Annotated in this window: 27 protein-coding genes, 1 pseudogene and 1 other annotated feature; of the genes and pseudogenes, 11 read left to right on the top strand and 17 right to left on the bottom strand. The window is 52.5% G+C overall.

Features of this window, described 5'->3' with window-relative positions; all coding sequences use genetic code 11:
• Positions 1-2: 2 nt before the first annotated feature.
• The 6 genes from pheS to thrS all read right to left on the bottom strand — a co-directional run bounded on the left by pheS (position 3) and on the right by thrS (position 4,405).
• A complete protein-coding gene (gene pheS / locus C0560_RS08705) occupies positions 3-986 on the bottom strand; it encodes a phenylalanine--tRNA ligase subunit alpha (RefSeq protein ID WP_100780476.1) in 984 nt (327 codons plus the stop codon).
• A 40-nt stretch (positions 987-1,026) separates the two neighbouring features.
• Positions 1,027-1,150 (bottom strand) — a sequence feature (Phe leader region).
• Positions 1,101-1,145 carry a pheST operon leader peptide PheM gene (gene pheM, locus C0560_RS08700; protein WP_001386830.1) on the bottom strand — a complete coding sequence of 15 codons (45 nt, stop codon included), beginning with the start codon at positions 1,143-1,145 and terminating at the stop codon, positions 1,101-1,103. It overlaps the preceding feature by 45 nt.
• A 75-nt stretch (positions 1,151-1,225) precedes the next feature.
• The gene (gene rplT / locus C0560_RS08695) at positions 1,226-1,582 is read right to left on the bottom strand and encodes a 50S ribosomal protein L20 (protein ID WP_012017122.1); all 357 of its coding nucleotides are present in this window, start codon (positions 1,580-1,582) and stop codon (positions 1,226-1,228) included.
• Between the two features lie 54 nt (positions 1,583-1,636).
• Positions 1,637-1,834, bottom strand: a complete 198-nt coding sequence (gene rpmI / locus C0560_RS08690; protein ID WP_001124225.1) for a 50S ribosomal protein L35 — start codon at positions 1,832-1,834, stop codon at positions 1,637-1,639.
• Positions 1,835-1,930: 96 nt separating this feature from the next.
• Complete coding sequence (infC, locus tag C0560_RS08685; RefSeq protein WP_071818735.1) at positions 1,931-2,473, bottom strand: translation initiation factor IF-3; 543 nt, start codon at positions 2,471-2,473, stop codon at positions 1,931-1,933.
• 3 nt (positions 2,474-2,476) lie between these two features.
• Positions 2,477-4,405 (bottom strand): threonine--tRNA ligase, encoded by a 1,929-nt coding sequence (gene thrS / locus C0560_RS08680; protein ID WP_100780477.1) that lies wholly within the window; start codon positions 4,403-4,405, stop codon positions 2,477-2,479.
• A gap of 314 nt (positions 4,406-4,719) precedes the next feature.
• Here thrS and yncL point away from each other — a divergent pair, with 314 nt between their 5' ends.
• Together yncL and yniD are read left to right on the top strand one after the other, a co-directional pair.
• Positions 4,720-4,812 carry a stress response membrane protein YncL gene (yncL, locus tag C0560_RS08675; RefSeq protein WP_102103511.1) on the top strand — a complete coding sequence of 31 codons (93 nt, stop codon included), beginning with the start codon at positions 4,720-4,722 and terminating at the stop codon, positions 4,810-4,812.
• Between the two features lie 68 nt (positions 4,813-4,880).
• Positions 4,881-4,991 carry a small membrane protein YniD gene (gene yniD / locus C0560_RS08670; protein WP_181827711.1) on the top strand — a complete coding sequence of 37 codons (111 nt, stop codon included), beginning with the start codon at positions 4,881-4,883 and terminating at the stop codon, positions 4,989-4,991.
• Positions 4,992-5,188: 197 nt separating this feature from the next.
• Here the strand turns inward: yniD and C0560_RS08665 are convergent, their stop codons facing one another.
• Positions 5,189-5,422: a hypothetical protein gene (locus tag C0560_RS08665; protein WP_100780480.1), complete on the bottom strand. Its 234-nt coding sequence runs from the start codon at positions 5,420-5,422 to the stop codon at positions 5,189-5,191.
• 266 nt (positions 5,423-5,688) lie between these two features.
• The gene (locus C0560_RS08660; protein ID WP_100780481.1) at positions 5,689-6,447 is read right to left on the bottom strand and encodes a YdiY family protein; all 759 of its coding nucleotides are present in this window, start codon (positions 6,445-6,447) and stop codon (positions 5,689-5,691) included.
• A 293-nt stretch (positions 6,448-6,740) separates the two neighbouring features.
• Here C0560_RS08660 and pfkB point away from each other — a divergent pair, with 293 nt between their 5' ends.
• The 3 genes from pfkB (at position 6,741) to C0560_RS08645 (ending at position 9,029) form a co-directional block, all read left to right on the top strand.
• Positions 6,741-7,673, top strand: a complete 933-nt coding sequence (pfkB, locus tag C0560_RS08655) for a 6-phosphofructokinase II (protein WP_129034417.1) — start codon at positions 6,741-6,743, stop codon at positions 7,671-7,673.
• A 99-nt stretch (positions 7,674-7,772) separates the two neighbouring features.
• On the top strand, positions 7,773-8,063 hold the full coding sequence (gene ghoS, locus C0560_RS08650) for a type V toxin-antitoxin system endoribonuclease antitoxin GhoS (protein WP_248859998.1): 291 nt from the start codon (positions 7,773-7,775) through the stop codon (positions 8,061-8,063).
• A gap of 105 nt (positions 8,064-8,168) precedes the next feature.
• Positions 8,169-9,029, top strand: a complete 861-nt coding sequence (locus C0560_RS08645; protein ID WP_248859997.1) for a fructosamine kinase family protein — start codon at positions 8,169-8,171, stop codon at positions 9,027-9,029.
• A gap of 36 nt (positions 9,030-9,065) precedes the next feature.
• Here C0560_RS08645 and C0560_RS08640 read toward each other — a convergent pair whose 3' ends face one another.
• Entirely contained in the window at positions 9,066-9,602 is a 537-nt protein-coding gene (locus C0560_RS08640; protein ID WP_100780485.1) for a YniB family protein, read from the bottom strand.
• A 147-nt stretch (positions 9,603-9,749) separates the two neighbouring features.
• Between C0560_RS08640 and hxpB the strand changes: the two genes are divergently transcribed.
• The 4 genes from hxpB (at position 9,750) to C0560_RS08620 (ending at position 13,531) form a co-directional block, all read left to right on the top strand.
• On the top strand, positions 9,750-10,418 hold the full coding sequence (gene hxpB, locus C0560_RS08635) for a hexitol phosphatase HxpB (protein WP_248859995.1): 669 nt from the start codon (positions 9,750-9,752) through the stop codon (positions 10,416-10,418).
• Between the two features lie 147 nt (positions 10,419-10,565).
• The gene (kduD, locus tag C0560_RS08630) at positions 10,566-11,327 is read left to right on the top strand and encodes a 2-dehydro-3-deoxy-D-gluconate 5-dehydrogenase KduD (RefSeq protein ID WP_248859994.1); all 762 of its coding nucleotides are present in this window, start codon (positions 10,566-10,568) and stop codon (positions 11,325-11,327) included.
• Between the two features lie 94 nt (positions 11,328-11,421).
• Positions 11,422-12,012 carry a metal-dependent hydrolase gene (locus C0560_RS08625; protein ID WP_100780488.1) on the top strand — a complete coding sequence of 197 codons (591 nt, stop codon included), beginning with the start codon at positions 11,422-11,424 and terminating at the stop codon, positions 12,010-12,012.
• Between the two features lie 127 nt (positions 12,013-12,139).
• Complete coding sequence (locus C0560_RS08620) at positions 12,140-13,531, top strand: L-cystine transporter (RefSeq protein ID WP_248859992.1); 1,392 nt, start codon at positions 12,140-12,142, stop codon at positions 13,529-13,531.
• Positions 13,532-13,587: 56 nt separating this feature from the next.
• Here the strand turns inward: C0560_RS08620 and cedA are convergent, their stop codons facing one another.
• Positions 13,588-13,848: a cell division activator CedA gene (gene cedA / locus C0560_RS08615; RefSeq protein ID WP_181827932.1), complete on the bottom strand. Its 261-nt coding sequence runs from the start codon at positions 13,846-13,848 to the stop codon at positions 13,588-13,590.
• A 197-nt stretch (positions 13,849-14,045) separates the two neighbouring features.
• On the opposite strand from cedA, the gene katE reads away from it, so the two are divergent.
• Positions 14,046-16,307 carry a catalase HPII gene (gene katE, locus C0560_RS08610; protein ID WP_100780491.1) on the top strand — a complete coding sequence of 754 codons (2,262 nt, stop codon included), beginning with the start codon at positions 14,046-14,048 and terminating at the stop codon, positions 16,305-16,307.
• A gap of 37 nt (positions 16,308-16,344) precedes the next feature.
• On the opposite strand, the gene chbG is transcribed toward katE, so the two are convergent.
• The 7 genes and pseudogenes from chbG to osmE form a co-directional block, all read right to left on the bottom strand.
• On the bottom strand, positions 16,345-17,103 hold the full coding sequence (gene chbG, locus C0560_RS08605) for a chitin disaccharide deacetylase (RefSeq protein ID WP_129034414.1): 759 nt from the start codon (positions 17,101-17,103) through the stop codon (positions 16,345-16,347).
• Between the two features lie 11 nt (positions 17,104-17,114).
• A complete protein-coding gene (locus C0560_RS08600) occupies positions 17,115-18,464 on the bottom strand; it encodes a 6-phospho-beta-glucosidase (protein ID WP_248859990.1) in 1,350 nt (449 codons plus the stop codon).
• 115 nt (positions 18,465-18,579) lie between these two features.
• A pseudogene (gene chbR, locus C0560_RS08595) lies at positions 18,580-19,413 on the bottom strand (transcriptional regulator ChbR); the annotation flags it as partial.
• A 12-nt stretch (positions 19,414-19,425) separates the two neighbouring features.
• Positions 19,426-19,773, bottom strand: coding sequence for a PTS N,N'-diacetylchitobiose transporter subunit IIA (gene chbA / locus C0560_RS08590; protein WP_248860264.1), 348 nt, complete (start codon positions 19,771-19,773; stop codon positions 19,426-19,428).
• Positions 19,774-19,818: 45 nt separating this feature from the next.
• A complete protein-coding gene (gene chbC / locus C0560_RS08585; RefSeq protein WP_100780496.1) occupies positions 19,819-21,177 on the bottom strand; it encodes a PTS N,N'-diacetylchitobiose transporter subunit IIC in 1,359 nt (452 codons plus the stop codon).
• 79 nt (positions 21,178-21,256) lie between these two features.
• On the bottom strand, positions 21,257-21,577 hold the full coding sequence (gene chbB, locus C0560_RS08580) for a PTS N,N'-diacetylchitobiose transporter subunit IIB (RefSeq protein WP_100780497.1): 321 nt from the start codon (positions 21,575-21,577) through the stop codon (positions 21,257-21,259).
• Between the two features lie 259 nt (positions 21,578-21,836).
• The gene (osmE, locus tag C0560_RS08575; protein ID WP_100780498.1) at positions 21,837-22,181 is read right to left on the bottom strand and encodes an osmotically-inducible lipoprotein OsmE; all 345 of its coding nucleotides are present in this window, start codon (positions 22,179-22,181) and stop codon (positions 21,837-21,839) included.
• Between the two features lie 231 nt (positions 22,182-22,412).
• Between osmE and nadE the strand changes: the two genes are divergently transcribed.
• The gene (nadE, locus tag C0560_RS08570; protein ID WP_100780499.1) at positions 22,413-23,240 is read left to right on the top strand and encodes an ammonia-dependent NAD(+) synthetase; all 828 of its coding nucleotides are present in this window, start codon (positions 22,413-22,415) and stop codon (positions 23,238-23,240) included.
• The last annotated feature ends 38 nt before the right edge of the window (positions 23,241-23,278 follow it).

The following is a 23,278-nucleotide window of genomic DNA, read 5'->3' as shown; positions in this document are numbered from 1 at the left end:
CCTTATTTAAACTGTTTGAGGAAACGCAGATCGTTTTCGAAGAATGCGCGCAAATCGGTCACGCCGTAACGCAGCATGGTCAGACGCTCCATGCCCATACCGAAGGCGAAGCCGGAATAGACTTCCGGATCGATACCGACATTACGCAGGACGTTTGGATGGACCATGCCGCAGCCAAGCACTTCGAGCCATTTGCCGTTTTTACCCATCACGTCCACTTCAGCAGAAGGTTCGGTGAACGGGAAGTAGGACGGACGGAAACGAATCTGCAGATCTTCTTCAAAGAAGTTACGCAGGAAGTCGTGCAGCGTGCCTTTCAGGTTGGTAAAGCTGATGTTCTTATCAACGATCAAGCCTTCCATCTGATGGAACATCGGGGTGTGCGTCTGGTCGTAATCGTTACGATAGACGCGGCCCGGCGCGATGATGCGGATCGGCGGCTCTTGCTCTTTCATCGTGCGGATCTGCACGCCAGAGGTCTGGGTGCGCAGCAGACGGGTGGCATCAAACCAGAAAGTGTCGTGGTCAGCACGTGCCGGATGATGACCAGGAATGTTCAGGGCATCGAAGTTATGGTAATCATCTTCGATTTCCGGGCCAGTCGCCACGGTAAAGCCGAGCTCACCGAAGAAACTTTCAATGCGGTCGATGGTACGCGTGACCGGGTGCAGACCGCCATTCTCAATGCGACGCCCCGGCAGGGAGACGTCAATGGTCTCTTCGGCCAGACGGGCATTCAGCGCGGCGCTTTCTAAATCGTATTTGCGCGCATTCAGTGCCTGTTGAACCTGCTCTTTGGCTTCGTTAATCACCGCACCCGCTGCCGGGCGCTCTTCTGGCGGCAATTCACGCAGGGTTGTCATTTGCAGGGTCAGATGCCCTTTCTTGCCCAGATATTCGACGCGTACATTGTCTAATGCGGCAACATCTGAGGCCTGATTAATGGCTGCCGTTGCACTGGCAACCAGCTCTGCGAGATGTGACATGGTTTTCCTCGTTATGTGGCGATATTCATAAGCGGTAGAAACAAAAAAAGCCTCCATCAGGAGGCTTTCTGGCGCTGTTTTTCGTTTCATCTTTCACGCGCAAGCCCCCTGAATTCAGGTGCTAAAGTAAAAGAAGAAGCGGAAAATAGCAGCATTCATGCTTGCGTTACCTTGTGTGTTCATTCATCCCGAAGGGGGTGGAAATGAAAGAGGGAGCAAAGCCCCCTCTCTCAACTGGCTTATGCCAGTGCTGCTTTCGCTTTTTCGACCAGAGCGGTGAACGCTAATTTGTCGAATACTGCGATGTCAGCCAGGATCTTACGGTCGATTTCAACAGAGGCTTTTTTCAGGCCGTTGATGAATTTGCTGTAAGAAATACCGTTCTGACGTGCTGCTGCGTTGATACGCGCAATCCACAGTTGACGGAACTGACGCTTACGTTGACGACGGTCACGGTAAGCATACTGACCAGCTTTGATAACAGCCTGGAAGGCAACGCGGTATACGCGAGAACGCGCACCGTAGTAGCCTTTAGCTTGTTTCAAAATTTTCTTGTGACGTGCACGGGCAACTACACCACGTTTTACGCGAGCCATATGTGCTCTCCTGTATCTATTCTAAGTTAAAAAAGGTTAATAAACGTTTACGACTTATGCGTACGGCAGGCACGCGATTACCAGGCCCAGATCGCCTTTGGAAACCATGGCTTTAGGACGCAGGTGACGTTTACGCTTGGTAGCTTTTTTAGTCAGAATGTGACGCAGGTTAGCGTGCTTGTGCTTAAAACCACCTTTACCGGTTTTTTTGAAGCGCTTAGCAGCACCGCGTACGGTCTTAATTTTTGGCATTTTAATAACTTCCACTTCGCATTGTTAATAAACGAAACATAGGCGAACAAAACCTGCGAAGCCCGTAGGCTCCACAGGAATTGCTACTTGAAGGCCTTACTGTTTCTTCTTAGGAGCGAGCACCATGATCATCTGGCGGCCTTCGATCTTCGATGGGAAGGATTCGACCACTGCCAGTTCACTCAGATCGTCACGGACGCGATTAAGCACTTCCATACCGATCTGCTGGTGAGCCATCTCACGACCGCGGAAACGCAGCGTGATCTTAGCTTTATCACCCTCTTCCAGAAAGCGTACCAGGCTGCGGAGTTTTACCTGGTAATCGCCATCGTCGGTGCCAGGTCGGAATTTAATTTCCTTAACCTGAATAACTTTTTGCTTTTTCTTCTGTTCCTTAGAAGACTTGCTCTTTTCATAGAGGAATTTGCCGTAATCCATAATACGACAAACTGGCGGCTCGGCGTTAGGGCTGATTTCGACCAAGTCTACTCCGGATTCTTCAGCTTTTTCCAGAGCTTCTCTCAGACTCACAATACCAAGCTGCTCGCCTTCCAGACCTGTTAAGCGAACTTCTTGCGCGCGAATTTCGCTGTTGATACGATTCGGGCGCGCCGTTTGAACTCGTTTTCCGCCTTTAATACCTTATTCCTCCAGTTGTTGAAGACTGCGGCTGCGAATCTCTTGTCGCAGCTTCTCAATCACTTCACTTACGTCCAGGCTACCCAGGTCTTTACCACGGCGGGTGCGAACGGCAACTTTGCCTGCTTCCACCTCTTTATCACCACAGACCAACATGTAAGGTACCCGACGTAAAGTGTGCTCGCGGATTTTAAAGCCAATCTTCTCATTTCTCAAGTCCGCTTTTACGCGAATGCCCGCATTTTGCAGTTTCTGCGTCAATTCTTTAACGTAATCGGCCTGAGAATCGGTGATATTCATGACCACGACCTGCACCGGCGCGAGCCAGGTTGGGAAGAAGCCTGCAAACTCTTCAGTCAGAATGCCGATAAAGCGTTCGATAGACCCAAGAATTGCACGGTGAATCATTACCGGCACCTGACGCTCGTTGTCTTCGCCCACATAGGAGGCGCTTAAACGCTGCGGCAAGGAGAAGTCCAGCTGGACTGTTCCGCACTGCCATGCGCGATCGAGGCAGTCATACAGTGTAAATTCAATTTTCGGACCGTAGAATGCGCCTTCACCCACCTGATACTCAAACGGGATATTGTTCTCTTCCAGCGCAACTGCCAGATCCGCCTCTGCACGATCCCAGGTCTCGTCGCTACCGATACGTTTTTCCGGACGAGTTGAGAGCTTGACGACGATTTTCTCGAAGCCAAAGGTGCTATACATATCGTAGACCATACGAATACAGGCGTTGACTTCATCACGCACCTGATCTTCGGTACAGAAAATGTGCGCATCATCCTGAGTAAAGCCACGAACACGCATCAGACCATGCAGTGCGCCTGATGGCTCATTACGATGGCAGCTACCGAACTCCGCCATACGCAGCGGCAGATCGCGGTAGGATTTCAGACCCTGGTTGAAGATCTGAACGTGGCCTGGGCAGTTCATTGGCTTGATGCAGTATTCACGGTTCTCAGAAGAGGTGGTGAACATCGCATCTTTGTAGTTGTCCCAGTGGCCTGTTTTTTCCCACAGTACACGGTCCATCATGAACGGGCCTTTCACTTCCTGATACTGGTACTCTTTCAGCTTGGAGCGCACGAAAGTTTCCAGTTCACGGAAGATAGTCCAGCCGTCGTTATGCCAGAAGACCATACCCGGCGCCTCTTCCTGCATATGATACAGGTCGAGCTGCTTACCGATTTTACGGTGGTCGCGTTTTGCGGCCTCTTCTAGACGCTGCAGGTAGGCGCTCAGGGCCTTCTTATCTGCCCACGCGGTACCATAAATACGCTGCAACATCTTGTTGTTGCTGTCGCCGCGCCAGTAAGCGCCAGCGGTTTTCATCAGTTTGAAGTGATGACAGAAACGCATGTTCGGCACGTGCGGTCCACGGCACATGTCGACGTATTCTTCGTGATGATACAAGCCAGGCTTGTCATCATGCGCGATGTTCTCATCAAGAATAGAAACTTTATAGTTCTCGCCACGCTTCACGAAGGTTTCACGCGCTTCGTGCCAGCTGACTTTTTTCTTGATGACATCGTAGTTGGTCTCGGCGAGCTCGTGCATACGTTTTTCGAGCGCGTCGATATCTTCCTGGGTCAGGGTGTGGTCAAGGTCAACGTCATAATAGAAGCCGTTGTCGATCACCGGGCCGATCGCCATTTTGGTGTTTGGCCAGAGCTGTTTGATGGCATGGCCTAACAGGTGCGCACAAGAGTGACGAATGATCTCAAGACCTTCATCGTTCTTCGCGGTAATGATGGAAAGCTGAGCGTCGTTTTCAATCAGATCGGAGGCATCAACCAGTTCACCATTAACACGGCCAGCGATGGTCGCTTTTGCGAGTCCAGGACCAATGTCCAGGGCAACATCCATCGGGCTAACGGCGTGGTCGTAATGGCGTTGGCTGCCATCAGGAAGAGTAATTACAGGCATTTTATATCCTTATTTGCAGTGATGCCCCACACATAAGAGCATATACAAAGAAAATAATCGTATTTTATCAATAGATTGCAACACCATCTGACCAACAATCGTCAAATTGGCTCGCAGTCTGGAACAGTGACGAATCAGACAAAGGCTGATTTACGTTCTGCACCCTGATGGTAACACTAAAAAAAGGGTGAATGCACCCTCTGCGACCAGATTGATGTCTCTCATACATTTGTATGAGTTTTAGGGGGTAGCGCTCGCAATCCCATTTTGCTGAGCTAATCTTGAACTGGTCCTGACAACGTAAGGGGCGTTACATGAATGTTTCCAGTAGAACTGTAGTGGTACTGAATATTGTTTCAGCAGCGGCGCTGGTCATGATCCTGGCTGATAAGTTTCACTGGTTTTGACCCCCAAGGCTGACACTGCATAACAGCTTTTGATAGACTCACGTTATCAACTGACGAGGGAACGGGTTATGCCAACAAAACGCTTTGCACAAAAACACTGGAAAATGGTGGTGGTATTACTCGCCATCTGCGGTGCGATGCTTTTATTACGCTGGGCAGCAATGATCTGGGGCGTGTAGTGTGCTGGGGTATTAATTCACGTTTATGACGTGTAGTGAGTAACATGCAGTGGTGCGGCATTTATTAATATGACAGCAATATTGTCCATTCGCCTGTAAGCGCTGTTTCCGACATAAAATAATTTTCAGGTTCGCATAATGCGAAAAACCGGTACATCATCATCCGGTTTTTTCACTGCTGGTGTGATCCAATAATATTAAGACCACTCACCCGCAACCAGTTTGTGCACATCAAAGGCGTCATTCATTGACTGACCGGTAGACTGAGAGCCCGGCGCGATGTTAGAACCCGCTTCAACATCAGAAGCGCGGGTGATACCGATTTGATTGGTGGTGTCACTGGCAGGTTGGGTTACTGAATCAGCAGCAAATACACCAAATGACAGTGCGGAAAGCACCATTGCTGCTGCAGCATTTTTGATTTTATTCATAATGATTCTTCTCTATATCTGAATTAATGCAGTACAACGTGAGGCAATTAATGCCTGTACTCACAGTGTAGATCTGGATCACACTTTTGCCTAGTCAATTTATTTATCAAATCGTGTCAAATAAATTGAATGTATATCGCCGAGGGGAATTATGAAGAAATTATGGAGAATAACGCGGAGGTATTAATTTAAAACGCTGTTCAATATTTAATAGCACGCTTTGTTAAAATAAAAATACGGGCCGATAATATATCGGCCCGCGAATATTACATTTTATAGCCTAAAGAAACGGTCGTTCTGCGATCGGTATGTTCTGGTGCGGAAGCCGGTGGCTCCGAGTTCCAGGTCACGTTGTACGCCACTTTTAAACCAAAGTGTTCGTTGATCGCCACGTTCAGCGCGGTTTCAGAGTTCAGTGTCGTATCATCAGCCCCAAACACGGAGACGCCCTGGGTAAATTTAGCGTTATCGGTGAACTGCCAGGCATAAGTGCCGGATGCATAACCCAGCGGCTGCGTTTTGGTATCGCCGTCAGTGTACTCGTCGTAACGTACACCCGGACCGAATTCAAAACGGAAGCTGTGGACCGGGCCATTCAGGAACTGACGACCATAACCCGCAGTGAAGACGTCACGCTGGCGATAGCCATTGTAGCGGTCAGTTAACCAGCTTGCCTGGCCGAAAAGATAGTCATAATCCGTCATGTTGTAACGGCTACGGCCACCCACTGCATATTTCTCAGAGGAGCGCTCGTCATTAGATGAGGTGTTACTGGCGTTACCCCACAGGGACCAGGCGGTGGTATTGCCGTACCAGGTCATTGTGGTGTCTGCGGTCAGGGAGGAGCTTTTGGTGTTACCTGATTGCGCCAGATAGCCCGCGTTAAGGTTACCTTCAAACGGTTTCTGCGCAGTGGATGGGTCATCCATGACAGTAAAAACGGTATCGTCAGCGGCTGCGTACATCGAGGCAAACACGCCACCCGCCAGCATCAATGCGGCAGGTACTGTCTTCAAGAGCTTCATTTATAAAGGAGTCCGTACAACAAAAAAAGAGACCATCACGGTCTCGGAAACTTTCTTGAGGATCAATGACAAGGCATCCATAGAAAGGTAACAAATTATAAAAAGGCTCATATAACATAGCAATGATTTCTTATTTCATTTTTTGAATAAGAACGATCTCAAATCGTTAATTAATTCATATTAAAAACGCACAGAACGTCTAAACATTTATATTTAAAATCATACTGTTATTTACTTTCCCTTCTCGCCTTTTGTGCCATGCTTACCTGAGCCAATGCTAAAAGGAGGTCACAATGGTCAAGATTTATACACTGACGCTCTCCCCTTCCCTCGACAGCGCCACCCTCACGCCGCAGATTTATCCTGAAGGTAAACTCCGCTGTAGCACGCCCGTCTTCGAGCCTGGCGGCGGGGGGATTAATGTGGCGCGCGCCATTACCCATCTTGGTGGTCAAGCCACGGCGATCTTCCCGGCGGGCGGTGCCACCGGTGAACATCTGGTGGCGCTGCTGGCGGATGAACAGGTGGCTGTCGATACCGTCGACGCAAAAGACTGGACGCGCCAGAACCTGCATGTCCACGTCGAATCCAGCGGCGAGCAGTACCGTTTCGTCATGCCCGGCGCCATGCTGGATGACGATGAATTCCGCCAGCTGGAACAGAAAGTGCTCGCCATTGAAAGCGGTGCCCTGCTGGTGATTAGCGGCAGCCTGCCCCCTGGCGTGCAATGTGAAAAACTGACCCAGCTGATTCGCGCGGCGAAAGACAAAGGCCTGCGCTGCATCGTCGACAGTTCGGGCGATGCGCTGACTGCCGCTCTGGAATCCGGCGGTCTGGAACTGATCAAACCGAACCAAAAAGAGTTGAGCGCGCTGGTCAAGCGCCCGTTAACGCAGCCCGATGATGTTCGCTCCGCCGCCCAGGAGCTGGTGCGCAGCGGGAAAGCGCATCGCGTGGTGGTCTCATTGGGGCCGCAGGGTGCCCTCGCCGTCGATGAAACCGGTTCGGTGCAGGTCGTTCCACCGCCGATGAAAAGCCAGAGCACCGTCGGTGCCGGTGACAGTATGGTCGGTGCGATGACCTTAAAACTGGCGCAAGGCGCATCGCTGCTGGAGATGACGCGCTACGGCGTCGCGGCGGGTAGCGCGGCCACCATTAATCACGGCACGCGCCTGTGCTCCCTCGAAGACACGCAAAAAATCGTGAATTACCTTTCCCAGAGCTAAAAATGGCTTCCCTCCATAACGGAGGGAAGCGCATTAAGTCGCCAAACTGGCGCGATCGGCTATGCTAAGAAAACTTTCAAGATAACAAAGAGGTGAAATATGAGCAGTGGTGACATCACCCGCTACGTCGTGACCATCAAATTTCATGAAGACTCGCTGACAGAACTCAACGAGATCACTAACCACCTGACGCGTGGCGGCTTCCTGCTGACGCTGACGGATGACGAAGGCAACGTCCACGATCTGGGCACGAATACATTCGGGCTGATCAGTCCCCTCAGCGTTGATGAAGTGAAAGCGCTGGCAAGTGGTCTGATTGAGAGTTCGATCGCTAAACAAGCAGATATTGACGTGAAAACCTGGGAAGAGTGGCAAAAAAGAGAACAATAAATGCCCTAAAGTGATCCTGACGGCTCAGGTGTGCGTTAGCTCGTATTATTGAACAGCGTTTATGCGCTAACTTTATGATCTGGCGGACAACATGGGAGAATCATCATGTGGCAGGCTATCAGTCATCTTTTAAACGAGCAACTGGGCGGCGGGGAGATCGAGCAGCGTAACGAGCTGCCAGGCGGTGAGATCCACGCTGCATGGCATCTGCGCTTCGCGGGACGCGATTTCTTCGTGAAATGTGATGAACGGGAATTGCTTCCCATCTTCACCGCCGAAGCCGATCAGCTGGAATTACTGTCGCGCAGCAAAACCGTCTCCGTGCCGCAGGTCTGGGCGCTGGGCAGCGATCGCGATTACAGCTTTCTGGTGATGGATTATCTCCCTGCCCGTCCGCTGGACGCGCACAACGCCTTTTTATTAGGCCAGCAGATTGCCCGCCTGCATCAGTGGAGCGATCAGCCACAGTTTGGTCTCGATTTTGACAACGACCTGTCGACGACCCCTCAGCCCAACGCCTGGCAGCGTCGCTGGTCCACCTTCTTTGCCGAGCAGCGCATCGGCTGGCAGCTGGAGCTTGCGGCGGAGAAAGGGCTAGAGTTTGGCAATATTGATGCGATTGTGGAGCATGTCCAGCAGCGCCTGGCTTCTCACCAGCCGCAACCGTCGCTGTTACATGGCGATCTGTGGTCAGAAAACTGTGCGCTGGGGCCGAACGGGCCTTATATCTTTGATCCTGCCTGCTACTGGGGCGACCGCGAATGCGATCTGGCTATGCTGCCGCTGCATCCGGAACAGCCTCCGCAAATCTACGATGGCTATCAGTCCGTTTCGCCCCTGCCGTCAGGCTTCCTCGAAAGACAGCCCCTTTACCAGCTCTATACCCTGCTGAACCGTGCGATATTGTTTGGCGGCGAACATCTGGTGAATGCGCAACGTGCGCTGGAGCGTGTTTTAGCGGCGTAACAGCGTAAACGGGTGGCCAAGGCCACCCGCAGCGCGTTACAGAAAACCGAGTAACGAGAAGAAGAAGTAACCGCAGACGATGATAATCACCGGCAGTACGTATAGCGGGAAAATCTGCAGCAAAATGGTGTGATGCGGAACCACGATTCGCGATTCAATCTGCTCGCGGGTCAGCCCTTCAGTGCCCTTCGCCTGTTCCAGTATCAGCTGATCTTCCACCCCTTCACGCAGAAAACGCGTTTGACGGCTCATTCGCGCGCCGGATGCCTGCAGAGCGAGCGCGATAAAGATCAGCGCAAAGATTATCCAGAACGCGATGTTCAGGCTTTGGTGAAAATTGGGCGTCGGCGAGTTGTACCAGAAGAAGTTAAGAAATGGCGTGTTAAAGCGCATCATCTCAATCATAACATGAGCAAAATCAAGCATAACCGCATTGATACCTGCCTGCTTTTCGCTGTGCTCATACATGAATTTCAGCACGGAGATTAGCGTGGAAATCACCGCCGGAATAAAAATTACCCATCCGGCAATACGTTTTAGCACCGCGATGCGTCCAGCTTGTTGATACGTCATCAGTTCCCCTTCAGTAAGACGCTCACTTAGAGCCTAAGTTTACCTTCTGCTTACGAATTTCGCCCGTTCTTTAAGGCCAATTATGCTAAATTGCTGCTTAACTTTAGAGTGACTTTATGCTGAAAACGTATGAATGGAGATAGCGTTATGACGACCCCGCGCCAGATTGTTGCTGCCATTTTCGATATGGATGGATTGTTAATCGATTCCGAACCGCTTTGGGATCGTGCCGAACTGGATGTTATGGCCAGCATTGGCGTGGATATTAGCCGCCGTAACGAGCTGCCGGATACGCTGGGGCTGCGCATTGATATGGTTGTTGAGCTGTGGTTTGCCCACCAGCCGTGGAATGGCCCAAGCCGTCAGGACGTCACCGACCGCATTATCACCCGCGCCATCACCCTCGTTGAAGAGAGCCGCCCCCTGCTGCCGGGCGCGCGCGAAGCCGTCGCATTGTGTAAAGCTCAGGGGCTGAAAGTGGGCCTGGCGTCCGCATCACCGCTGCACATGCTGGAAAAAGTGCTGGAGATGTTCGACCTGCGCGAAAGCTTCGACGCGCTGGCCTCGGCGGAAAAACTGCCCTACAGCAAGCCCCATCCGCAGGTTTATATGGACTGCGCTGCAAAACTGGGCGTCGACACACTCGCGTGCGTGGCGCTGGAAGATTCTGTTAACGGCATGATTGCCTCGAAAGCAGCCCGTATGCGCTCCATTGTGGTCCCTGCCGAAGAAGGCCAGCACGATCCACGCTTTGCACTGGCGGACGTCAAACTGGCCACCCTTGCCGATTTGACCGCAGAGCATCTGCGCGGGTAATCCCTCTGGTTCGGGCAACGCCCTGTTGCCCGAAAACATGACCACCATAATATTTTTGAAACATCATTTCATTTTTATTTGTAATTCCTGCCAGCGGCTCCTATTCTTATCTTCAGAATGACAATAACCCTACACTCTGAGGTTGATATGATACTGGATGCCTTTAATCTGGCGGGAAAAGTAGCCATCGTCACCGGCTGCGATACCGGTTTAGGCCAGGGAATGACGCTGGGACTGGCGCAGGCGGGATGTGACATCGTGGGGGTGAACCGTAAAATCCCCGAAGAGACCGCAAAAAAAGTCAAAGCCCTGGGCCGCCGCTTTATGGCGATTCAGGCCGATCTTAGCCAGAAGGACGCGATTGAAACGATTGTGACAAAAGCGGTCGCCGAAATGGGCCGTGTCGATATTCTGGTCAACAACGCCGGAACCATCCGTCGGGAAGATGCCCTGTCATTCAGCGAAAAAAACTGGGATGACGTAATGAACCTGAACCTGAAATCGGTCTTTTTCCTCTCTCAGGCGGTTGCGCGTCAGTTTATTGCTCAGGGCGAAGGCGGCAAAATTGTGAATATCGCCTCGATGCTCTCCTTCCAGGGCGGGATCCGCGTCCCGTCTTATACCTCCTCGAAAAGCGGTGTAGTAGGGATTACGCGCCTGCTGGCAAACGAGTGGGCAGCGCACGGGATCAATGTCAATGCGATTGCACCGGGGTACATGGCGACCAACAATACCCAAGAGTTACGTGACGACGACCAGCGCAGTAAAGAGATTTTGGATCGTATCCCTGCTGCGCGCTGGGGAAATCCTGAAGACCTGCAAGGCCCGGTGGTTTTCCTTGCCTCAAACGCCTCTGACTATATCAATGGCTATACGCTCGCCGTCGATGGGGGTTGGCTGGCGCGCTAGCGCCAGTTTGTGACAAAGAGTTACACCGTAACCTCTTCCGCCTACTGTACAAAAACCCTATACTGTATGAATTGACAGTTTCGTGGGTTTTATCATGACGGCGGAAGGCCACCTCCTTTTTTCTATTGCCTGCGCAGTGTTTGCCAAAAACGCTGAGCTTACCCCTGTTCTGGCACAGGGCGACTGGTGGCATATTGTTCCTTCTGCGGTCCTCACCTGTTTACTGCCAGATATTGATCATCCCAAGTCATTTCTCGGCCAGCGCCTGAAATGGATCGCCAAACCCATCGCCAGAGCCTTCGGTCATCGCGGGTTCACCCACAGCCTGCTGGCGGTCTTTATTCTGCTGACCTTTTTCTATCTTAAGATCCCCGAAAGCTGGATTGTTCCCGCCGACGCGATTCAGGGGATGGTGCTCGGCTACCTAAGCCATATTCTGGCCGATATGTTAACCCCCGCCGGCGTTCCGCTGCTCTGGCCCTGCCGCTGGCGTTTCCGTTTTCCGATTCTGGCCCCGCAAAAAGGCAACCAGCTGGAGCGCGTCTTGTGCATGGCGCTCTTCGCCTATTCCGTCTGGATGCCTCAGACCCTGCCCGAAAATGGTGCAGTTCGCTGGTCTTCACACATGATCAATTCCCTGCAATTTCAGTTCAATCGCTTTATTCATCACCAGATTGAACAATAAACAGACAAAATAGTTGCATTTGTCATAATCCATTCCATTTGGATATAAGCGCCACATCACACTTCTGATAATCTTGCGCCAACATGATCGGAATATACTGGTCGGATTATAAATCAGGAGAACGGGGATGAATTTTCCACTTATCGCGAACATTGTGGTGTTCGTTGTCTTGCTATTGCTGCTGGCGCAGACGCGTCACAAGCAGTGGAGCCTGGCAAAAAAAGTACTCGTCGGTCTGGGAATGGGTGTGGTATTTGGTCTGGCACTGCAGGCGATCTACGGCTCTGATAACCCGGTTCTGAAAGATTCTATTCAGTGGTTTAACGTGGTCGGTAACGGCTATGTACAGCTGCTGCAAATGATCGTCATGCCGCTGGTCTTCGCCTCTATTCTGAGCGCGGTTGCCCGTCTGCATAACGCCTCTCAGCTGGGTAAAATCAGCTTCCTGACTATCGGCACTCTGCTGTTCACCACGCTTATTTCCGCGCTGGTCGGTGTGCTGGTCACCAATCTGTTTGGCCTGACCGCAGAAGGGCTTGTACAGGGCACCGCGGAAACCGCGCGCCTGGCCGCTATTCAGACCAACTACGCCGGTAAAGTGGCCGATCTGAGCGTGCCTCAGCTGCTGCTCTCCTTCGTGCCGAAAAACCCGTTTGCCGACCTGACAGGCGCAAATCCGACGTCCATTATTAGCGTCGTGATTTTTGCTGCCTTCCTGGGTGTGGCCGCGCTGAAACTGCTGAAAGACGATGCGCCAAAAGGCCAGCGCGTACTGACCGCCATCGACACCCTGCAGAGCTGGGTGATGAAGCTGGTGCGTCTGGTTATGCAGCTGACGCCGTACGGTGTGCTGGCTCTGATGACCAAAGTGGTTGCCGGTTCTAACCTGCAGGACATCATCAAACTGGGCAGCTTCGTGGTCGCTTCTTACCTCGGCCTGATGATCATGTTTGTCGTCCACGGCATTCTGCTGGGTGTGAACGGTGTTAGCCCACTGAAATTCTTCCGCAAAGTGTGGCCGGTGCTGACGTTTGCCTTCACCAGCCGCTCCAGCGCCGCGTCTATTCCGCTGAACGTTGAAGCGCAGACCCGTCGTCTGGGTGTACCAGAGTCAATCGCCAGCTTCTCCGCCTCATTTGGCGCGACCATTGGTCAGAACGGCTGTGCGGGTCTGTACCCGGCAATGCTGGCCGTCATGGTTGCTCCTACCGTCGGGATTAACCCGCTCGACCCAATGTGGATTGCAACGCTGGTCGGTATTGTCACCGTAAGCTCCGCTGGTGTGGCAGGTGTTGGCGGTGGTGCCACCTTCGCCGCGCTGATCGTGCTGCCTGCGATGGGCCTGCCGGTGACGTTGGTCGCGCTGCTGATCTCCGTCGAACCGCTGATCGACATGGGCCGTACCGCGCTCAACGTCAACGGTTCTATGACTGCCGGGACGCTCACCAGCCAGTGGCTGAAGCAGACCGACAAAGCGATCCTCGATAGCGATGAGAACGCCGAACTGGCGCATCGTTAATCGTTTACCGCACCCAATAAAAAAACCGCCTCTGGCGGTTTTTTTTATCTCTGCGTTTACTCAATATCCCCATCCTGGCGGATTTGCATGGCCCAGCGCTGGGCCGATTCCGGAACCGTAAACGTCGGGGAACGGCGAAAATGCTCCCCCATCAGGACAAAGGCCACGTATTTTCCCCGCAGTTGCCAGACGTCGCGAAAGCCATCCACTTTTAGGGCATGGTCTGGCGGCGCTGGTTCGACGCGGGGTACGTAGCTGATGACACGACGGTTTTGTTGACGAAATGGTTTCATAAGCACTGGTTCACTAAAGCAAATTCTGGAAGCAGGAAATTCCTATCATAGCCGATTCCCCCCTGACGCGTCGCGCTTTGGATGCGGTATGCCCGCTCTCGCGGTGCCTTTAACCCGAAAAGTCTCAGTCTGGCAGGTTGTTTGTCACATTGTTCTATAGTTAATGGGGCTTTTCGCCACAACGACCGTATTTCAGCAATGAAACCCAGGAGACGAGTGCAATGTCGCATCAAAAAGACAAGACCGATAAACATCATCAGTCACCGATCCACGGCGACGAAGAATCAAAACCTGGTATGGACTCGCTGGCCCCGGAAGATGGCTCCCATCGCCCTTCGCCGTCGCCGTCAGCCCCAGGAGAGCAACCTACCGCGCCGGGTAGCCTCAAATCCCCGGATACGGGCAACGAAAAACTGCATTCACTGGAGCCGCATCGCAAAGGCGGCGAGAGTTTCCCGCTCACCACCAATCAGGGCGTGCGCATCGCCGATGACCAGAACTCCCTGCGTGCAGGAAGCCGTGGCCCGACCCTACTGGAAGATTTTATCCTGCGGGAGAAAATCACCCACTTTGACCACGAGCGAATCCCGGAACGTATCGTTCACGCACGCGGTTCTGCCGCCCATGGCTATTTCCAGCCCTACAAAAACCTGAGCGATATTACCAAAGCGGATTTCCTCTCCGACCCGGATAAAGTGACCCCGGTCTTCGTGCGATTCTCCACGGTACAGGGCGGCGCCGGTTCAGCCGACACCGTGCGCGATATCCGTGGTTTCGCCACCAAATTCTATACGGAAGAAGGTATTTTTGACCTTGTCGGCAACAATACCCCGGTGTTCTTCATTCAGGACGCCCACAAGTTCCCGGACTTCGTCCATGCGGTCAAACCTGAGCCGCACTGGGCTATTCCTCAGGGGCAAAGTGCCCACGACACCTTCTGGGACTATGTTTCGCTCCAGCCGGAAACGCTGCACAACGTGATTTGGGCAATGTCCGATCGCGGTATCCCCCGCAGCTACCGCACCATGGAAGGCTTCGGCATTCACACCTTCCGTTTGATTAATGCCGAAGGCAAAGCAACGTTCGTGCGTTTCCACTGGAAGCCGGTAGCGGGTAAAGCCTCTCTGGTGTGGGACGAAGCGCAAAAGCTGACCGGGCGCGATCCCGATTTCCATCGTCGTGAACTGTGGGAAGCCATCGAAGCGGGCGATTTCCCGGAATACGAACTGGGGTTACAGCTCATTCCGGAAGAGGATGAATTCAAGTTTGATTTTGATCTGCTCGACCCTACCAAACTGATCCCCGAAGAATTGGTGCCCGTGCAGCTGGTGGGCAAAATGGTGCTCAACCGTAATCCGGATAACTTCTTTGCGGAAAACGAACAGGTGGCGTTCCATCCAGGGCATATCGTCCCAGGGCTGGATTTCACCAACGATCCTCTGCTGCAGGGGCGTTTGTTCTCCTATACCGACACGCAAATCAGCCGTCTCGGTGGGCCGAACTTCCACGAAATTCCGATTAACCGCCCGACCTGTCCGTACCATAACTTCCAGCGCGACGGGATGCACCGCCAGGATATCGACACCAACCCGGCGAACTATGAACCGAACTCGATCAACGATAACTGGCCGCGCGAAACCCCGCCAGGGCCAAAACGCGGTGGCTTCGAGTCCTATCAGGAGCGTGTGGAAGGGACCAAAATCCGCGAGCGCAGTCCATCGTTTGCCGAGTATTACGCCCATCCTCGCCTGTTCTGGAACAGTCAGACGCCCGTTGAGCAGGAACATATCATCGGCAGCTTTAGCTTTGAGTTAAGCAAAGTGGTGCGTGAATACATTCGTGAACGGGTGGTCGATCACCTGGCGCATATCGACATTAAGCTCGCCCAGGGCGTGGCGGATAATTTAGGGCTAACCCTCACCGATGAGCAGCGCAATACGGCGCCGCCGAAAGAGGTCAACGGCCTGAAAAAAGATGCCTCCCTGAGTCTTTATGCCGTGCCGGGCGGTACGATTAAGGGCCGCGTGGTGGCGGTACTGCTTAACGACAAACCCATTGCCAAAGATGTGCTGGCGATCCTGAAAGCGCTGAAGTCGAAAGGCGTGCACGCGAAACTGCTCTACTCCCGCATGGGCGAAGTGAAGGCTGACGATGGCTCTGTCCTGCCCATCGCCGCAACGTTCGCCGGATCACCGTCCCTCACCGTGGATGCCGTGATTGTGCCGGGCGGCGATATTAAGAGCCTGCTCACCAATGGCGATGCGGCCTACTATCTGCTGGAGGCCTATAAACACCTGAAACCTGTCGCGCTGGCGGGCGATGCGCGTCAGTTTAAATCGCTGCTGAAAGTGGCAGAAAAAGGTGAGGAAGGGATTGTCGAGGGAGATAAAGTCGGCGCACCGTTTATGGATCAGCTGTTCGATCTGATGGCGGCGCACCGGGTGTGGTCACGAAGCGCTAAAATTTCAGCGATTCCGGCATAACAAACTACCGGGTAGGCTGATGCCTACCCGGCTATTCTTACAAATCGCTAAACGTCCCTAAACGATACCCACGTTCCGCAATCGCATACTTCAGCGAGGGCGACGTCAGCACGTCCAGTTCCGCCAGACGCGGCCAGCAATAGGCGCTTTTGCGCACCGTATTATCGACAAACGCCGGATGCGCCATGATCTCTAGCGAACGTTCACCGCGCGAAGCCGAGCCATCCAGTACCTGCAACAGCAGCGCTTCGCTGATCGCATCGCCATAAAACTCGCTGCTGAAACCCTCGGTAGTCGGCGCACGGCCGAGCGGCAAATCGTGCAGGGCCAGCACCTGACGGTCCACACGCATCGCCACACCTTTACGCGCCGCAAATTCGGCCACCAGCGGGAAAATCGCCGGGATCATATGCACATGATGATGGCTGTCGAGGTGCGTCGGTTCGCGGCCAAAGAGATCGACGAAGCGATTAAACTGACAATCCAGTTCGCGGGCGATTTCGTCGAGCGGCAGCGCGCCCTGCTCCGCCATCTCCCAAATCCATTTACCCAGCACCCCGTCGCGCGTTAGCCCCGGCATGGGGGAAAGCGGCATCCCGAGCGTCAGCACGAAATGCATCCCTACGCCCAGCTTCGGCAGATCGCGGCTTAATGCTGCGGCATGTTCAATCGCCTCGCCGTTGACCAGCGCGGTGGTCGATGTGACCACCCCGTGGCGACAGGCTTCGATGATGCCGTAGTTTTGCCCTTTGGAGAGTCCAAAATCATCGGCATTCACGATCAACAGATTTTCCATCTCTGTTCCTCTCAGCGTTGTTTAAGCTTCTCAGCCGTGGCCGCAAAGTTTGGCAGCCATTTTTCATGGGCGAGAATCATTTCGCGGGCCAGGGATTCTGCGTCGCGGTCGGAGTGGACCAGCGGACTCAGGTTCAGGGCCAGCAACACGTCGTTAAATTCCCCGCTCAGCGCCGCATGGCTGGCTGCGATTTCGAAACCTTTGATGGTGTGAATCAGGCCCATCACTTTGTCGTCGAAATGGGTGATGCGAGAGTGCGGTTTCGCCCCGTCGCGCCCAAGAATACAGGTCATTTCAACCGCCCAGTCTGCCGGGATGTTGTCGATATGCCCGTGGTGCGGCACGTTCACGTAATGCTCAGCCTGTTTGTCATTGTAAATGGCGTTAATGACTTCACAGGCCGCATCGGAGTAATACGCCCCGCCGCGCTGCTCAAGCTCTTTCGGTTTGACGTTAAGATGAGGATCTTTATACAAATCAAAGAGCTGTTTTTCGACTTTCTGCACGACCTGCGCGCGAGCCCCGCCTTTATAATACTCGCCCATTTCGATGGCCAGCATCTCTTTCTGCTTGAAGTAGTAGAGCAGATACGAGCACGGCAGCAAATTCAGGGAGCGAATCAGCCCTTCGCTGAACGGCAAATCGAAGATGTTTTTCACCGAGCCAGCGGTCAGTCGGCCCGAGGCCACGCCGTCCAGCAGTTTGGCAAAGCGTGACTCTCCGTTGACAATCACATCTTTGATAAAGACCATGTGGTTCAGGCCGAACAGATCGATGGAGAGATCGTCGCTGTCGGTCAATTTCAGCACATCGCGGATAAACATTTTCATGCCAATCGGAATGTTGCACACGCCGATGAACCGTTTGAATCCGGTGTGGCGATAAACCGCTTCCGTGACCATCCCGGCCGGGTTGGTGAAGTTGATCACCCACGCCTGCGGGCAGATCTCTTCCACATCTTTGATGATGTCAAAAATCACCGGAATGGTGCGCAGGCCTTTAAACAGACCGCCCGCACCGTTGGTTTCCTGCCCCAGATAACCGTGGCTCAGCGGAATACGCTCATCCAGTTCGCGGGCTTTCAGCTGGCCCACGCGCAGCTGGGTGGTCACGAAGTCGGCATCTTTCAGCGCCTGACGACGATCTAACGTTTTATGTACGGTTAACGGGACACCGGCTTTCTGCACCATGCGCTGGCACAGCTCGAAAATAATATCGAGTTTCTCCTGCCCTTCTTCCACATCCACCAGCCATAATTCGCTGACCGGCAGTTCATGATAACGTTTCAGAAAACCTTCGAGCAATTCCGGGGTATAACTGCTGCCGCCGCCGATGGTTACGACTTTCAATTTCTTTTGCATAATATCTCCCTTAGCGTATCAGGTTAACCGCCTGCAAAGTATAGCGTGGCATTCCCGCTATTTTGGGCAAGCGTTTAAGTCAATATTCCTGGCGAGCTACTTCGCCGTGAGTCAATTAATTATTCATTACCGTTAAATTTTTACGGTAGCTGTTAGGCGTGAATGAAGTGAATTTCTTAAAGGTTTTAATAAACAGGCTCGGGCTACTGTAACCCGATTCATAAGCAATATCGGTGACCGAATAATTGGTTATTTCCAGCTGCTTTTTGGCGAAATTAATACGAATACCGTTAATGATTTGCACCGGTGTTTTTTGGTAATAACGCTGGGTGGCGCGGGTGAGATATTCCTGCGATTTACCCGACAGGGCAATCATGTTCTCCAGCGCATTATCGCCAAACTGATGTTTGTCGTGCATTAACTCTACGGTAGTCCGCAGCCACTGCGGAATATCATCGATCACCTGCTGCTCATCGCGATGGTGGCGCAGGCGGTTCATCACATAAAACGTGACCGTTTCAATAAACTCATCGAATTCGCTGTCCCGGAAGTTCAGCGAGGCGATAACCGTTTCGATCCAGGTCATAAACTCGTTTTTAATGCGATACACCTGCGATGCCACGAAGCAGAATGGCACCAGGGGTAAGTAGTGTTTCTCGAAGAAACGTCTGCTCACACCGACGTTCAGAATGCGCGTCGCCCCGAATTCATAAAAGCTCTGGTGATACGACCCCATCGGTAGAAAGACAAAGTCGCCGCGCTCCAGCAGCACGCGCTTGCCGTTGATCTCCTGGTAGTAGCGCCCGGTCAGAACAATCGTGAACTCGTAGTAGTCATGCTGATGCAGACCGCTCACGCTTTCCGTTTTGTTATAGATAACCACGTGAAAATTCTTGCCGTTAAACAGTTGCTGCTCAAGTGCGGTTTTAATTTCCATCGTGTTTACCTCCGGCGGCCTGACTTATTGCATTTTCTCGTGAAGCTCAATGAGCTCAGCCACCAGCTCGCGAGCCAGCATTGAGGTCATCAAATGATCCTGGGCGTGAACCAGCACCAGACTCACCTTCATTTTACCTTCTCCCTGGTCGCCTTCAATCAGCTTAGTTTGTACCAGGTGTGCTTCGTTCAGCGCCGTGCGCGACTGATCCATCATGCGTTTCGCTGCGGCGAAATCGCCCTGCTTGGCTTGTTTGAGTGCGCTGTACGCCAGGCTGCGTGCCTGTCCGGAGTTAATGATAAGCCCCATCACTACTTCTTCAAGATCGTTCTCAACGGCCTCGTCTGCCACGATAGTATCCAAATCAAACATCATTTCTCTCCTTTTACAGGCGCGGGTTTCCCCGCGCCGGACCTCTTAGAATTTCAGTGCGTTAGCGATGTCTTCTTCGCTTTCCTGCTCATCAATGACCGCCTGAGCCTTGTTCGACACCGCCACGAATGGCAGGTAAACCAGCGTCGATACACCCAGGTTGAACAGTGCCACGCAGAGTGCGGCGATGCTGCCGTTACTGTTGAAGAAGGCGCCAAGACCGGTTGGCATCGTCCACGGTGCCAGGTTCGTTACCGGCGGGATAATGCCCATCGAGTAAGCAGCCAGCGTAATGGCGGCCAGAATCGGCTGAATCAGCACGAACGGAATAAACATGACCGGGTTCATGATGATTGGCAAACCAAACAGAATCGGTTCGTTAATCTGGAAGATACCTGATGGCAGTGCCAGTTTCGCCACCTGACGATGATCCGCGCGGCGTGAGCCGATGAAGATAGCGATAATCAGACCGAGCGTCGCCCCTGAACCACCCAGCAGGATGTAGGAATCCAGCATCGGTTTCGCCCAGAAGTGGAACTCTTTACCGGCAGCAATCGCCGCTTCTACGGAACCGTACTGGTTATACAGTGCGATGTTTTCCAGCGCCCATGGGGTCATGATGCCGTTATCCAGCGCGGTGAGCGCCAGTGAGCCGTGCACGCCGAAGAACCACAGCAGGGAGTTAAAGATAACGTAAGCCCAGCCCACTACGCTGCCCATTGATGCCAGCGGCGTGGAGATAGAGTCCATGATGATCTGGTGGAAGTTGCTGCCGTGGTTTGCCAGCAGCCAGGAGAGCACACCGAAAATGGACAGGATCAGGAAGCCTGGGATTAATGCCGAGAAAGAGCGCGATACGGAAGACGGCACGCTATCTGGCAGGGTAATGACCCAGTTGCGACGAATCACGAAGGTGAACATTTCCGCCACGATCAGGCCAATCACCATCCCGGAAATAATATTCTGACCGCCCAGCCAGTTTGCACCGACGGCATAGGCTTCACCAACGCTGTAAGGTGTCACAGTCATAAAGGCCGCCACAGCCAACAGACCGGCTGCCATTGGGTCGACTTTACGCTCTTCCGCTAACGCAGAACCAATGAAAAAAGGCGCCATCAGCGACATAATGCCCAACGTACCGTTGTACACGTTGCCACCGATGGCTTTAAAGCCATTCAGGGTTTCAATGGTGGAAGCGTCTAACCGAATGCCCATAGAATAGAAAAACGAGCCTTCGCCAAAACTTAAAAAGACGTTATTAATTAATACGAACATGGCGCCGGCCAGGGTCAACGGCATTAATTTAATAAAGCCATTTTTAATCGCATTAATGTGGGGCTGCTTTCCTATTTTAACAGCAAAAGGAAGGAGTACCTTTTCAAGAGAGCTAATAACTTGACTCATAGAAATTACCCTTAAATGCCGCAACAAATATTGCGGCGTAAGTGTGTGAAATAACTCTTTGACGGGAAAAATTTAAATTTTAATTAGCGGCAGCTTTTTTAATTGAGGCGACTGCAGCTTTAAGTACACCTAAACCATCAATTTTGCCGTACAGCACAGAATCGATCACTTCTACAGGTTTGTTCGGTAATAAACGCTGGATTTCTGGCAACATATACGCAATCTGTGGACCCAGTAAAATCACGTCCGCGGCCTGACCTTTTTCGCCTGCCAGCGTTTCGGGAAACGCTTCGATAACGACAGGAACTTCATACTTTTCTGCCTGCGCACGCATCTTGGAAACCAGTAGTGACGTTGACATGCCCGCAGAGCAGAACAGGTAGATATGTTTCTTTTCCATAGCAACTTCCCTCTTGTATGACCCTCACCATCGCCCTTCAGCCCGCTGGTGAGTGTTACTGTTGTTTGTCATTGAATGGAGTATACGGCAAGGCATAGGGAGCGGATAATTCAGCACGAGTCACAATTGTCTCTCCTTGACCTGTCGTTTTGACTGCCCTCACAGTTTAGGCAAATAATTCGCGCAAAGAAATAAGATTATTGCAGGCATAAAAAAACCGGCACATTGGCCGGTTTGTTACATTGCTCAGGCAAGCAGGTTATTGCGCCTTAGGTGCCTGTGGGTCGGTGTCGTACTCAGCACAGGTCTGATAACCTGAGTTGATCACGTGTCCTGTATCGTCCAGAGCCACAAAGTAGGTCTCTGCTTTACCATCACGTTGACCCAGAATATAGGTCTGGCAGGTCCCACGTGCGTGGATCATAGTGACTTCGGAAGAAGGTTTGCCAGCCACCTGCGCTACCTGCGCACGGCTCATCCCTTTCTTCACATCTTTAACTACCGGCTGTGTGAACTGATCGGTTGTACGATCGTAAGCTGTACAGCCCGCCAGCATAGTCAATACCGCCGCTGCACTTAAAATTCCCGCTACATTCTTGTTCATTTTCCGTCCTCTTGTTTATCAGCGTGTTATCTAAGCATGGGATAAAAAATTCGATTCTTCAACTTTGTCTGCGAAGCGGGATGTTTTTCGGAAAATTCTAATAAAACAACGATAACCTGCTAAATCGTCGCAATTTGCCTCACTCGTAACTGTGATCCTTGTCGTTTTACGCCCAAAAGGTTAGTTTTAACGGATACTCATTCTGCTTCGTTTTTGCTAATGGAGGGCGTAATGGCTCTGCAACAAGAGATTATTCATGCGCTTGGCGTAACGCCTGCGATAGATGCTCATCAAGAAATCCGCCGCAGCGTCGATTTTTTGAAATCCTATCTGAAAACGTATCCGTTCCTGAAGTCACTGGTACTTGGCATCAGCGGCGGTCAGGACTCTACCCTGACCGGCAAACTGTGCCAGCAGGCGATCTCAGAATTACGTCAGGAAACGGGTGACGACGCGCTGCAGTTTATCGCCGTGCGCCTGCCTTATGGCGTCCAGGCCGACGAGCAGGATTGCCAGGATGCAATCTCCTTTATCCAGCCCGATCGCGTGCTCACCGTGAACATCAAAGGCGCGGTATTAGCCAGCGAACAGGCGCTGCGCGAGGCCGGCATTGAGCTGAGCGATTTCATTCGCGGCAACGAAAAAGCCCGCGAGCGCATGAAAGCCCAGTACAGCATCGCCGGTATGACCAAAGGCGTTGTGGTCGGCACCGATCATGCGGCGGAAGCGGTCACCGGTTTCTTCACAAAATACGGCGATGGCGGTACCGATATCAACCCGATTTTCCGCCTCAATAAACGCCAGGGTAAGCAACTTCTTGCCGCGCTGGGCTGCCCGGAGCACCTCTATAAGAAAGCGCCGACCGCCGATCTGGAAGACGATCGCCCTTCCCTGCCGGATGAAGCGGCGCTGGGAGTGACGTACGACAATATCGACGATTATCTGGAAGGCAAAACGCTTGATGAGAGTATCGCCCGCACTATTGAAGGCTGGTATCTGAAAACCGAGCACAAGCGACGCACGCCGATTACCATCTTCGACGACTTCTGGAAGCGCTGATTCCCCCAGCAAAATGCCGGGTGGCGCTACGCTTACCC

This window comes from Lelliottia sp. AC1 (assembly GCF_023278595.1).
Classification (GTDB): Bacteria; Pseudomonadota; Gammaproteobacteria; order Enterobacterales; family Enterobacteriaceae; genus Enterobacter; species Enterobacter nimipressuralis.
Note: the sequence above shows the minus strand (reverse complement) of the source record. Positions and strands in the feature narration are given on the sequence as shown.